The organism is Ruegeria sp. E8 (genome assembly GCF_056533985.1).
Genome location: NZ_JBQFOY010000030.1, coordinates 1 through 13,023, shown reverse-complemented (window position 1 = coordinate 13,023; position 13,023 = coordinate 1). Strand labels below are relative to the sequence as shown.

At 55.9% G+C, this 13,023-nt stretch carries 10 protein-coding genes and 1 pseudogene; 2 read left to right on the top strand and 9 right to left on the bottom strand.

Translation table 11 applies throughout. The annotated features are described in order from the left end of the window. Positions 1-22: 22 nt before the first annotated feature. The 9 genes and pseudogenes from ACR0LF_RS22275 to ACR0LF_RS22235 all read right to left on the bottom strand — a co-directional run bounded on the left by ACR0LF_RS22275 (position 23) and on the right by ACR0LF_RS22235 (position 11,379). Positions 23-2,485, bottom strand: coding sequence for a GcvT family protein (locus ACR0LF_RS22275; protein WP_480583735.1), 2,463 nt, complete (start codon positions 2,483-2,485; stop codon positions 23-25). A gap of 86 nt (positions 2,486-2,571) precedes the next feature. Then, positions 2,572-3,327 (bottom strand): DeoR/GlpR family DNA-binding transcription regulator, encoded by a 756-nt coding sequence (locus ACR0LF_RS22270; protein WP_480583738.1) that lies wholly within the window; start codon positions 3,325-3,327, stop codon positions 2,572-2,574. A 397-nt stretch (positions 3,328-3,724) separates the two neighbouring features. Then, a pseudogene (locus ACR0LF_RS22265) lies at positions 3,725-3,946 on the bottom strand (IS6 family transposase); the annotation flags it as partial. A 93-nt stretch (positions 3,947-4,039) separates the two neighbouring features. Then, complete coding sequence (locus ACR0LF_RS22260) at positions 4,040-4,531, bottom strand: hypothetical protein (RefSeq protein ID WP_480856476.1); 492 nt, start codon at positions 4,529-4,531, stop codon at positions 4,040-4,042. Positions 4,532-4,563: 32 nt separating this feature from the next. Then, positions 4,564-6,963, bottom strand: coding sequence for a trimethylamine N-oxide demethylase (locus tag ACR0LF_RS22255; protein ID WP_480583743.1), 2,400 nt, complete (start codon positions 6,961-6,963; stop codon positions 4,564-4,566). After that, on the bottom strand, positions 6,960-7,313 hold the full coding sequence (locus ACR0LF_RS22250) for a cupin domain-containing protein (RefSeq protein WP_480583746.1): 354 nt from the start codon (positions 7,311-7,313) through the stop codon (positions 6,960-6,962). The genes ACR0LF_RS22255 and ACR0LF_RS22250 overlap by 4 nt, the downstream gene beginning before the upstream one ends. A 19-nt stretch (positions 7,314-7,332) precedes the next feature. Further along, positions 7,333-9,315, bottom strand: coding sequence for an ABC transporter permease (locus tag ACR0LF_RS22245; RefSeq protein WP_480583749.1), 1,983 nt, complete (start codon positions 9,313-9,315; stop codon positions 7,333-7,335). Next, complete coding sequence (locus ACR0LF_RS22240) at positions 9,315-10,343, bottom strand: quaternary amine ABC transporter ATP-binding protein (protein WP_480583752.1); 1,029 nt, start codon at positions 10,341-10,343, stop codon at positions 9,315-9,317. Before ACR0LF_RS22240 ends, ACR0LF_RS22245 begins: the two co-directional genes overlap by 1 nt. An 82-nt stretch (positions 10,344-10,425) precedes the next feature. Further along, positions 10,426-11,379, bottom strand: a complete 954-nt coding sequence (locus ACR0LF_RS22235; protein ID WP_480583754.1) for an ABC transporter substrate-binding protein — start codon at positions 11,377-11,379, stop codon at positions 10,426-10,428. A gap of 238 nt (positions 11,380-11,617) precedes the next feature. On the opposite strand from ACR0LF_RS22235, the gene ACR0LF_RS22230 reads away from it, so the two are divergent. Both ACR0LF_RS22230 and ACR0LF_RS22225 read left to right on the top strand, forming a co-directional pair. Further along, the gene (locus ACR0LF_RS22230) at positions 11,618-12,553 is read left to right on the top strand and encodes a LysR substrate-binding domain-containing protein (protein WP_480583757.1); all 936 of its coding nucleotides are present in this window, start codon (positions 11,618-11,620) and stop codon (positions 12,551-12,553) included. Positions 12,554-12,725: 172 nt separating this feature from the next. After that, positions 12,726-13,023 (top strand): formate--tetrahydrofolate ligase (locus tag ACR0LF_RS22225; RefSeq protein ID WP_480583759.1); only part of this gene is annotated, 298 nt, incomplete at its 3' end.

Genomic DNA, 13,023 nt, shown 5'->3' with positions numbered 1-13,023 from the left:
CGCCGTCTGAGTTTCATCGGGCCTAGCCGTCCGCTTTGGGCCGTTCGCTTTTTGCGTCATAGGGGGTTCGGATATGCGCCGTTGCAGACAGTCGGCTTCCGGCAAGGTCGATCTCGAACTTACCCTTGGCAATGTAATCCGCCGTCACACGTTCGGGTGCATCCAACTGACACAGGGCAACTGACGCGCCCAACGTGTGACCATAGGCGGCCGAGCGGACCTCACCGATTTCGACGCCGTCATACAGCACAGCCTCGCCGCCCCACAGCTGTGGCGCGTCATCGTCCAGTACCAGCTGTACGATACGGGTTTTCAGGTGATCGGGGTCCGCTTTTGCGGCCAGCAGTGCCTTTTTCCCGATGAAGCCGTCGGTTTTGTCATAGTCCACGGCAAAGTTCAGACCAGCCTGGATCGGTGTAATGTCCGGGGTCAACTCGCGGCTCCAGGCGCGGAAGCCTTTCTCGATCCGCAGACCTTCCAGCGCATAGTAGCCGGCGTCGATCATACCGAACGCGGCCCCTTCGCGCATCAGGTCATCGTAGACGCCTGCCGAAAATTCGACCGGTACGATCAGTTCCCAGCCCAACTCGCCGACATAAGTCATGCGGTTGGCCAGAACGGTGGCATAGCCCAGATCGATCTCCTGAACGGTGGCAAACGGGAAGGCAGCATTCGACAGGTCCGCCTTCGTCAGCTTTTTGAGAACATCACGCGACTTTGGCCCCATCACCGACAGCACCGACCAAGCAGCCGTCACATCCGTCAGGAAAACATGGGCATCTTCGCTGAAATTCTTGCGGATCCAATCCGCGTCGTGAATGGTTTGGGCCGATCCCGTGATCAGCATATACTCCTGCTCTTTCAGTCGCAGAACCGTCAAGTCGGATTCATACCCCCCACGTTCATTCAGCAAGCCTGTGTACACTGTCTGCCCCGCGGGCACGTCAACATTTGCTGCGCAGATTCTGTTCAACTCGCTGCAAGCATCGCGTCCTTGCACCAGAAATTTCGAGAACGAGCTTTGGTCGAATAGCGTTACCGCTTCGCGAGTGGCCTTGTGTTCTTTACCAGCATTGTCATGCCAATTCTGACGACCGAAACTGTATTCGATCTCGGCTTTTTCACCGTCTTCGGCAAAATAGTTTACCCGCTCCCAGCCCATTTTCGACCCGAATACGGCGTTCTTCGCTGCCAGCCGGTCATAGAGGGCCGAGCGGCGGAAGGGGCGAGCCGTGTCCAGTTCCCGGTTGGGCCAGGGCATCGCGTAGTGCAGGCCCAGCGTTTCCTTGACCCGGTCATGCAGCCAAGTCGGGTTGTTGTTGAAATTCGCAAACCGCCGGATATCCACTGCAAACAAGTCCGAGGTCGGAGCCCCTTCGACAATCCACTCAGCCAGCGCCCGCCCGGCGCCTCCAGCGCTGGCGATGCCCATGCTGTTGAAGCCCGCGCCGACAAAGAAATTCTTCAGCTCGGGCGCTTCACCCAAAAGATAATTGTTGTCGGGCGTAAAGCTTTCAGGTCCGTTATAGAATTGACGCACGCCTGTCTCGGCCATGCCGGGCACTCGGATAAGTGCGTTTTCCATGAGAATTTCAAACTGGTCCCAGTCATCCTCCAGAAGCTGGAAGAAGAAGTTGTCTGGTATGCCGTCCATTCCCCAAGGCTTGGCGTCCGGCTCAAAGCCGCCCATTACCAGTCCGCCTGTCTCTTCCTTGAAATAAATATAGCCATCTGGATCGCGCAGAACGGGCAGGTCGGGCTTCACACCTTCGATCTGCTCGGTAACGATATAGTAGTGTTCGGCAGAGTGCAGAGGCACATTGACGCCGCACATCTTGCCCAGTTGACGTGCCCACTGTCCACCGCAGTTCACCACGATCTCGGCATTGATCGTGCCCTGATCGGTGACCACACCGGTGACGGTGCCATCTTTGGTCAGAATGTCAGTAACCTTGATGCCTTCGATCACCTTCGCGCCACCCATGCGCGCGCCTTTGGCCAGAGACTGGGTCAGATCAGTCGGGTTGGCCTTACCGTCACCGGGCATCCACAGCCCGCCTTTGACGTCGTCCACCTGCATCACCGGCCATTTGTCCTGCGCCTCCTGCGGGGTGATGACCTGGACCTCGACCCCCTGCGCCCGCGCGGCAGCTGCGGTGCGCATCAGCATGGTCATACGGTCCTCAGTCCGTGCCACTGTGACCGAGCCGCATTCCATCCAGCCGGTGGCAAGCCCGGTCTCGGCCTCAAGCTGTGAATACAGCTCGGTCGAATAGCGGATCAGGTTGGTCATCGCGGGCTGGCCACGCAGCTGACCGACTAGACCCGCCGCGTGCCATGTGGTGCCGCAGCTCAGCTGCCCTTGTTCCAGAAGAACGACGTCGCGGCGCCCCATCTTCGTCAGGTGATATGCGACCGAGCAGCCAACGATACCGCCCCCCACTATGACATATTGCGCGCTTTGCGGAAGTTGGATGTCGGCCATTGATTTGCTCCGTACAGAAGGATTCGGGTTTGCGCCCACCTTATCTGTACTTTGCAAAACTTGGCAATATTTTTCTATTGTTGGCGTTAAACGCTGACAACATCAACGGGTTGGTCTCTAATCACTTCCGAAATGCCTTTAGGTAAGTCGCCGTCAACCACTAGAGTTACATCCCCAGGCAGTGGTTTCATCGCAACTTGCCCCACCACATCGAATTTGCTGCTGTCCGCCAATAGGAACGGGCGCTGCGACCGCTCTATCATCATGTGTCGCAGATTTACGCCTTCCAGCGAAAAATCGGTGAACAAGGACCGAGCACTAATTCCACCAACTCCGATCAGTGCAAATTCTGCATTGTATCGGGAAAGGTGGTCCAGCGTGTCCAAACCCATTGTAGCATTCTCCGAAAAAACTAACCGCCCGCCCAGCAAGATGACCTCCGTTGCCGCTGGCGCAACTACCGAAGCTATGGTTAAATCATTGGTATAAATTGTTAAATTTTGGCGATTGGTCGCCAGAGCTTGCGCTGCCGCGAGTGTTGTCGAGCCGCTGTCAATGATTACACTCGCTCCGTCTGGAATTGTGCTAACTACATAGTTGCCAATACGCTCTTTGCCTTCTCGATTGGTTTGAGTGCGGTCAACCATGGGGGGTTCGTGTGTACGCACACTCGTCGCTCCGCCGCGCACCTGGTTGAGCTTGTTTTCCTGCGCCAGTTGCTCGATATCCTTGCGTACAGTTTCCCGCGATACGCCGAGCCGTTCGGTCAATGCTCGGATTGAAACCGCAGGTTGACGCGAAACTTCTTCGAGGATTATTGCATGTCGTTCTGATGGTAGCATCGGTTGATCCTCAAGGCCAGGGATGCCCAACTTTGCCAAATTTCGCAAACAGCGTCCAGCCCGGTTCAATACAGGAGAGTGTGTTTCGGTACCAGCTCCACGAAGTCAGCCGAGTTGCGGAAAGCCTGGCTGCCGCTCTGATTAACGATTGTAGGCCGAACTAGGTTTAGAATGTCCCCCGGCTACAGTCCAATACCCGTAAGGTAATTTATGTTTAATCACGACCAAGTTTGACATCTGACTCCTTCGCAAATCTGGTTGCGGCTAAACTGAACACGAGCCATCAAACCTAATTTCTGCGCTCGATACTTGCATTCACAATCGGACGAAGCAGAACCACCTGAGCAGGGGGAAATTTCGAACAACTTATTTCTTTTTTTTGCACGAACCATGTCAGCCATGAACGGTCGGTAGAACGCTTTCTATACCGTGAAGCATCGGCTACGAGACTGGCATATCGGCTTACCCAGCGGTTTAGCGTCGCGTGATCCAGATCAACGCCACGTTCCGCCATGATTTATTCCAAATCCCGGTATGAAACACCGTATCGGAGATAGAAGAAAACAGCGTACAAAATCACCTCTTTCGGAAAATGCGCACCCTTGAAAGAGATCGTCACGATTTGCTCCTGTCTTATCCGAGCACGCGCTATCAAAAGTACGCTCGACTTGACAGTTGGAGAAATAGTTTGCGACAGAACCATCAGGACTTCTTATTTGTGGTTTACAAAACCCATCACAACTAAAGTTTGGTTTTGCTTGCTCTTGTCCTTCTTCGACACGTGGTATGTGCCCCGCTCTGTGATCAGTTCCCGCAAGTTGTAGCTGTCGGGGTGGTTCACAGGGTCGGAAGCTGAAGCGCTGCTACCTTCGCGACAACTTATGACTTCAAGCCAAGCGTCGCGAAAAAATAGGTCAGCGCTATCGTTTCGATACGAAAATGACCAAAAGCATGAAATGCCCTTGGTGCCGGCCAAGCCTACAAAGGTTTCACAGACTGCGTTTTCGGGTGCGACAGCAGACGTTTCGTAGCTTTCCAGCATAGTAATCCGATCACATTCGTCGGCCAATCCGGGTGTTGAATACAACGCCAGTAAAGCGACCATGGTGACTTGAAAGAGCGGCAATCTGAAAATGCCCGTTTTGGACAGTATCTCAAAACCAAATGACGAGTGCTTTCTTGAGGCCTGGCAACGATCCGACATGATGACCTCGAATGTCGTCACCTTTTTTGCGGCTACTCTGCAGCGTCCGGAACGGTCGCTTCTGCGTATATCCCTTTCACTCGTTCCTTTGTCGGATCAAAGTGCGGGAATGGAACGATCGTGGCCTTCAACCGCTTTTGCTGCCCGTCCAGTTGCCCAATCTCAATGTCTGCCCCAATGGTGGCATGTGTAACCGAAACCCGACCCAACGCGATGACTTTGCCAAGGACGGGTGATTTCATTGCGCTGGTTATCTCTCCAACCTGCGCTTTTCCAACGCGCACGCAATCGCCGGGCGAAGGGACAGTGCCGCCTTCGATCTCGAAACCGACCAGTTTGCGGTGCGGGTGCGCCTTGCGTTCCTCGATCGCGGCTCGTCCGATGAAATCGTCGGTTTTTGATTTCAGCGGTACTGTAAAGCCGATGCCTGCTTCAAACGGGTCCGTCTGATCGTCAAATTCCGACCCGGAAAAAATCAAACCGCCTTCGATCCGCAACATGTCGAGTGCCGCAAGCCCGAGCGGCGCGATACCATATTCCTGACCAGCTTCCCAAACGCGATCAAAGATCTCGACCGCATCTTTGGGGTGGCAGAAGATTTCGTATCCAAGTTCACCGGAATAACCGGTCCGGGAAATAACCACTGACGTCCCCTGCACATCACCCACACGTGCGACGGTAAGCCGGAACCATGGCAGTTCTTCGATCGTTGGTTGCTGAGGTGGCGTCCAGAAGATCTTGGAAAGAATGTCGCGGGCGTGACGCCCCTGCACCGCGATGTTGTGCAACTGGTCCGTCGAGTTACGCACCCAGACATTCATATTGCGTTTGAGCGCCTGTTCCTGCAGCCACAATCCGCTAGTGTCATTCCCGCCAATCCAGCGAAAGTTTGTTTCACCCAAACGATAGATGGTGCCATCGTCAATCATCCCGCCGTGTTCATAGCACATGGCCGTATAGACGACCTGACCAACACTCAGCTTTTTCATGTTGCGAGTCACACAAAGTTGCATCAGCTCTTCGGCGTCGGGGCCGACAACTTCGTATTTGCGCAGAGGGCTCAGGTCCATCACGGCGACTTTGTCCCGGCAGGTCCAGTATTCGGCAATCGCGCCGTGATTGGTCATCGTGTTGGGCAGCCAGTAGCCGTTGTATTCGACAAAATCACGGGTATGACGCGCAAAGCAGTCGTGAAATGCTGTTTTCTTGGTTTCTTCCACATCCGCCTCCGCAGATTTTCTGTAGCCGTAGGATCGTTTGAAATCCTCGGTCGCCTTGTAGGTTCGCACCTGAATGTCGGTCGGGTTCCAGCCGTTGGCCGGGTCGATGTCGCAGGGACAGCCGGTGCTGACGCAGACCAGATCCGTCAGTGCGCGCAGCAGCACGAAATCGCCGGGCCGCGACCAGGGATCGTCCATGCCGATGGCGTTGGTCTCGTCCAGCATTGTGTTGAAGAAGAAGTTGATCGCAGGCCAGCCACCGCGCGGGCGGATGCCATACTGGTCCAGATCTTTGTTGATGTTGTCCGAGCAGTTCACATGGCCGGGATAGCCCAGATCTTCATAATACCGCGCCGTGCAGGCCAACCCGAACGTGTCGTGACGCCCACAGGTGTCCTGCACGATCTCGACCAGGGGTTCCTGATCCACCGACCAGTATTTCGAGAATATGCCCGGTTGCGGATACAGGCTGCCCATCAGGCTGCGGGTCGTGGTGGGATCAATCTCACGCTCGATCCCCTGATCCAAAGCGCGGCGGCTGAACGCCTGAAAATCCGAGCACTCGCGGCCCCGGATATCGACAATCTGGATGAACTCTCCGGCCTTGACCTCATAAGATTTGGCATTGCCCGGCTGGATGTTGATGTCCTTGATAGGATCGGCCAGCGGTTCGGGCGGACCCACTTCGGGTTTCTCAAAGCCGGGCGAGGCCCGCTGAATGTACAGGATGATGTCGGTCGGAGGGTTGTTGTCCTCGGGTCGCATTGCTTCGCCGGGTGCGGCGACAATCAGCAGCCCGTCATTCTCCGCCACGAAATGCACCATATCGCCCGGGCGCGATCCGTCCGAGAAGGCCCTGATTGCATCTCCGCGTCCGATATCGAAGCCTGCGATCTCTAGTGCGCGCAGCACTTTCTTGCCCGAGGCCGAGCCATTTGCCAGAGTTGCAATCAACCCTTCCGGCCGCCCATGTCCCTGTGCGCCGAGCATGGCGGCGTCCGAGCTTCGATCAGGGGCAAAGAACACCATCTCGGCCGGTTGCATCCCATCACGATCCAGCAAAGTGATCTTGTCGCCTTTGGACACCGGAACCGCTCGCGACCCGGCGCCGGGGACGGGATGGCGTTCCGTTCCATGAGGCAGGATCGGAAGGCCGGGCGCCAATACCCCGCTGCGTTCAAACGGCACCTCAAAAACCGGCTTCACATTCATAATGCACCTTCCTGAATGGATTCGGTTGCACCGCGGTGCGTGACCACCAAAAGGCATCCCGATTTGGTGTGTGAAAAATGGCTGGACCCGGCGGCAAGACTTACGAAGTCACCGCCGCGATAGCTGAATCCATCGTGATCGGTCAGGTCACCTTCGAGGACAAAAAACTCTTCCGGGCCATGATGGACATGCGGGTTCGAACGCGTGCCCGGTGCCATTTTCATCAGATAGCTGCCTTGCCCGGTGTCCTGGTCAAAGCTGACATTCTTCCACCAGACCTGTTCGTCGGGCAGGTCTTTCATTTGCATTCTGACAAAGCCGTTGTCGTCGAAACGGGTGACGGTACGCATGTTTTGCTGCTGTGCCATCTCAGTCGAGCCCCAGTCGCTTTTTACGTTGTTCCGCCCAGCTGCTGATGGCCATGTCAAAGGTCAGCGCCATCAGCGACACGTTCAAGCCAAGGACAAAGTTTTTGCCCAACTCGGTCCCTGCCAGCGTACGTTGCAATTCCTGCCCCAGGTCCTGTGTGCCGATGAAGGCCGCGATGATGACCATGAAAAAGGCAAACATGATCGCCTGATTGAACCCGACGGCCATTGTTGGCAGCGCCAGCGGGAATTGAACCGACATCAGCTTTTGCCGCCGCGTGGACCCGGACATGTCTGCCGCTTCGGTCATTTCCGGGGGCACGCTGCTGAGGCCAATAATAGTGTACCGGATCAATGGCACAGCAGCGAAGATCAGGATCGAGAACACAACTGCCACATCATTGACGCCGAACAGCATGATTGCCGGGATCAGATAGATGAAGCTGGGGAATGTCTGTGCGGTGTCGCAGGCCAGCAGGATACTCTTAGACCAGCGCTCGGACCGGGCGGCAATCACGCCAAGAGGTATGCCGATAAGAGTGGCGAGTGCTACAGCCGAGATCACCGTGTACAGAGTGATCACTGACCGGTCCCACCAACCCGAGAATGCGACGATGGTAAAGAACACCGCAGCGTAGATGCCGGGGCGGCGTCCGCCGACCCAATAGGCAAAGGCAACGACCAGCAGGATGAAGGCGGGGGTGGGAATTGCCAGCAACGTGTTACGGAACGGGATCAGAACCTTGACGTTCAGGAACCAGCGCAACCATTCGGTCGTTCCCTTGATGGCATCGATCGCCAGAAACGACTTGATTACCACGTCAATTTCCTTGCCTTGGCTCAGGTGCTGCTTGCGACCAACTTCGGCAAGGATCGGGAACAGCTGCGAGAGCAGGATAAACCCGACAAACAGACCCAGCGCGATCAGCGAGATCTGGTGCCGCTTCCACCAGGGGGTGCCGCGTTCAAAGTGAACCGGTTGCTTGACCACCCACGCTTTGGACATCCGGTCCAGCGTAACGGCCAGAAGAACGATGGTAACGCCGATCTCGAAGGAACGTCCCAGTTTGAAGCTGCCCATCATTGCCAGCAGCTTGGCGCCAAGTCCGGGCATTCCGATGAAGGCGGTCAGAACCACCATGGCCAGACACAGCATGATCACCTGGTTGACGCCAACCAGAATTTCGGTACGTGCCGCCGGAACATAGACATGACGCAGCATCTGCCAGCGGGTGCAGCCAGACATTTGGCCCGCTTCGATCACTTCGGGACTGACCTTTTTAAGGCCCAGTGTTGTCATCAGGATCATCGGCGGGATGGCGAACGTAATCGTTGCCACGGCACCGGCTGTTGGCCCGACTTTAAAGAAGATCACCGCCGGCAGCAGGTAGGTAAAGAAGGGCAGGGTCTGCAACACAGACAAGATGGGCTTCAGCATCCGCTCGAACCAGCCGTATTTCCACGCGGCGATACCCAGAACCAGACCCAGCAGGAACGCCAAGGGTGCCGCGACGACAATCACGGACATGGTTTGCATGGCGATTTTCCACTGCCCGATTGCCGCCGTCCAGATGAATGTGCCCGCACCCAGGGCCGCCAACTTCCATCCCCCAACAGCATAGCCGACAACACCGGCAACAGCGGCAATCGCAGACCATGGGATCGGTCCCAGATTAGGCCAGCGGCGCTTGCCTTCCAAAAGGTTGGCCGATGTGTCCAACAAAAACTCCAGCGGGCCTTCGGCGATGAAGCGAGTCACATAGATCAGGCCAAGGTCGTTCTGGATGAAGTTGAATATCGCATCCAGAACCTGCGCTGTGGGTGGGATGGCCGCTTCGGGAATACGGTTCAGCCATTCGGGCAAAACACCGGCGGCCTTGGCAAGGATCAGTGCAAAGGCCACGACCAGCAATACCGTAAGCACGCGGGTACGCCCCCACGGCTTGTCCGAGGCCTCGTGCAGATCAGTGGACAGCGTCGCCATCATTCGGCTCCGAGCAAGACATTCAACGCGGCGTCGCGTTCCAGAACACCGGTGACAACGCCCTTGTCATCCGCAACCGGCAGAAGGATGCGGTTGTCATTTACCAGAACCCGCGCCAATTCGTGGATGGTCGAGCCGCCATTGACAGGCGCGCCTTCCAGAGCATGTCCATTGACCGGTTTTGCCAGCCCTTTTGCATGCACGACGCGGGCCTTGTCGATGTCTTCGGTAAATTTTGCCACGTATTCGGTGGCGGGGTTCATGACGATCTGATCGGGTGTATCACATTGTTCAACAGCGCCGTTGCGCATGATTGCGATACGATCTGCGAGGCGCAGCGCTTCGTCGAAATCGTGCGTGATAAAGACGATAGTCTTGCCCAGCATCTCTTGCAGCCGCAGGAATTCATCCTGCATTTCGCGGCGGATCAACGGATCAAGGGCCGAGAACGGCTCGTCCAGAAACCAGATATCCGGCTCAATCGCCAGGGACCGGGCGATGCCGACCCGCTGCTGTTGCCCACCGCTAAGCTCGCGTGGGAAGTATTCTTCGCGGCCCTCAAGCCCGACCAGCTTGATGACTTCCAGCGCACGTTCACGGCGGTCATGGCGATCCTGACCGCGCATCTCCAGCGGGAAGGCTACGTTATCCAAGACCGTACGGTGCGGCAACAGGCCGAAGGACTGGAATACCATGCCCATCTTATTGCGTCGCAATTCGATCAGGTCTCGCTCGCTCAGGCCCATGATATCCTGACCATCAACCTTGATCGTACCGCCGGTGATGTCGTGCAGGCGCGAAAAGCACCGCACCAGGGTTGATTTGCCTGATCCGGACAGTCCCATGATGACCAGCATTTCGCCCCGGCCAACCTCAATCGAGACGTTCTTGACCCCGGCGATATAGCCGTCCGCACGAATCTCGTCGAAGCTACGGCCAACCGGCATAGACTTCAGATAGCTCTTGGGCGAAGGTCCAAACAATTTCCAGACGTTTTGGGCTGAGATTACAGGCGCTGAGGCGGACATGGCTGCCTTTCTTTCTTGTTAAGCACGGCCTTGCTTCAATGAGATCAGGAAGGCCGCGCCAGTTTCGTTGCGTATGACCGGATTATCCGCTGCAGGCGCTGATCCAGGGATCAACAACAGCGCGGTTCGCATCCAGCCATTCGGCTGCTGCTTCTTCCGGTTCCAGCTCGTCCGTATCGACCAGCTTGGCCATCTCTGCGATTTGCGGATTGGTAAAGGAAATTTCAGTCAATACACAGTAAGCAGCAGGCCATTTGTCTTTCATACCGTCCCAAGCGGCCTTTTTCAGATAACCGGTAGCCGGATTGCCGCAATCATACAGCGCATCCGGGTTCGGACCTTTGGACGGGTCTTTGTCGCATCCATCTTCCCAGGCCGGAAACTCGACAAACTCACCGGGCCAGACAGCTTCGGCAAAGTTGGGTGTCCAGTTGAAGACCAGAACCGGCTTCTTGTCCGCCTCTGCGGCACCAATCTCGGCCCATAGGGCTGCAGCCGAACCTGCGTTGATCACGGTGAAATTCAGATCGAGCGCTTCAGCACGCTCTTTACCATGTTTCAACCAGTCTACTGGACCGTCCAGATATCGGCCTTTGTCGCCGGTTTCGGCTGTCGCGAACAAATGCGCACAATCGTTCAAGGCTTGCCAATCCGGCAGGCCGGGGCAGGACTCTTTGGTCCACATCGGATACCACCAGTCCTCGCGGGTGACAGCATCGTGGTCGCCTGCATCATGCAGACCGCCCTTTTCCAGAGCTGCGCGGAAGGAAGCGCCAAACGCGCCTTCCCAGACTTCCATCTCAAGCGTGACGTCGCCCAGACGCACCGACTCGTAGACCGCCTGACTGTCAGTCGTGACGTATTCGACATTATCGCCGATCTCTTCGAACAGCTGGCCGACCACGTAAGACATCACGATCTGGCTGGACCAGTTGTGAATTGGGATGACGATCGGATCGCTGCTGTCTTCTGCGATCGCACCGGTGCCCGCTACCGCTGCCAAGGTTGCAGCAGAAAGTAGGTTTGAAAGTTTCATGTTTGCTCCCTGAGTGACGTTCGATTTTGGATTGAGGGCTCTTCCGGCCCCGAATTTGGTCATTCTGCCTAAGTTTGCGCGAGACGCAGAACAGAAATTTGAGAGGCGTTGCCCATAAAATCTTGAGGCTAAATCGGTTTTTTACTATCTTAACAGTCAGTTGCCTGATCGGTTTCCAGTCGACGCAGGCGAATGTTCTTTGATTGCAATCCGCTTAAGATCGGGAATCCGCCGTCAGATGCCAAAGAAAGCACCAGTTACCGGGAAGGTCCTCCCGCCGCTCGACTACCTTTTGGCTTTTGAAGCGGCCGCCAAGGCCCAAAGCTTTGCGCAGGCCAGCAAGGTGCTCAATATTTCGGAAACTGCCATCAGTCGCAAAGTGCGTCTGTTAGAGCAACATTATGACGTACCCTTGTTTGTCAGAGGTCATCGGTCGGTTTCGCTGACACAGCAAGGGGCCATATTGCTGGCGACCGTTGAAAAGTCGCTGGATCTGATACGAGACGTCAGCCGTGATATGTTGGCCAAACATCAGGCCAATACGGTTTCGATCTCTGCGACCAACTCCGTTGCCTCGCTCTGGTTGATGCCGCAGCTACGCAAGTTCAACAAATCCAATGGACGCATCCGTATTTCGCTGGTGTCTTCGGACAGCGACGCAGAGTGCCTGTCTGATTCAATGGATCTGACGATATTGCGCGGTGAAGGGGATTGGCCCGGATATGAGGTGCAGCTTTTGTTCGGGGAAACCGTTTTCCCGGTGTGTAGTCCTGATTATCTCAAAAGTAATCCGAAGGCGGCAGCGCTATCCGCACTGCCGGAGTTGGATCTGATTGAAGTGACCAGTAGCCATGCGGAATGGATGACATGGCATACTTGGCTTAGCAGCAATGGAATCTCCACTTCTTTGATGGAACGCGCTGTGGCTTTCAACACCTACCCTCTCTCGATACAAGCAGCGGTCGATGGTTTAGGGGTTGCTTTGGGTTGGGCCCATCTTGTTGACCCGCTGCTCGAAAGTGGTGCGTTGGTCAGGCCAATCCACGACGTATCGGTGCGAACGCAGTCGGGATACTATCTTCTGAAGAGCCCATCGCAAAAAGCATTTCCGGAACGACGCATTGTCGAGGATTGGTTGTTGGGGCTCAGCGCGGGTCGCAAGCGTTACGCGTGATCCGAAGGTGCCATCGCGCGATAAATGATCGTTCTGTCAAAGTCTCTGTAATTCAGAGGTTGACCAAAGGGAATATTTATTTACCGTAAAGAAAGTATCCGATTCTGGCCAGGCCGCACATGCGGACCTGTTTGAATTCGTTCGGCCTACTTTTGCAGGGAGTCCAAAGCCAATGAGCTACAAATCCGACATTGAGATTGCCCGCGAGGCGAACAAGAAGCCGATTCAGGAAATCGGCGCGAAGCTGGGTATCTCCAGCGATGATCTGCTGCCCTACGGCCATGACAAGGCAAAGGTCAGCCAGGACTTCATCAACTCGGTACAGGACCGCGAAGACGGCAAGCTGATCCTGGTGACCGCGATCAACCCAACCCCTGCAGGTGAAGGCAAGACCACCACCACCGTGGGTCTGGGCGACGGCCTGAACCGCATCGGCAAGAACGCGATGATCTGTATCCGCGAAGCCTCGC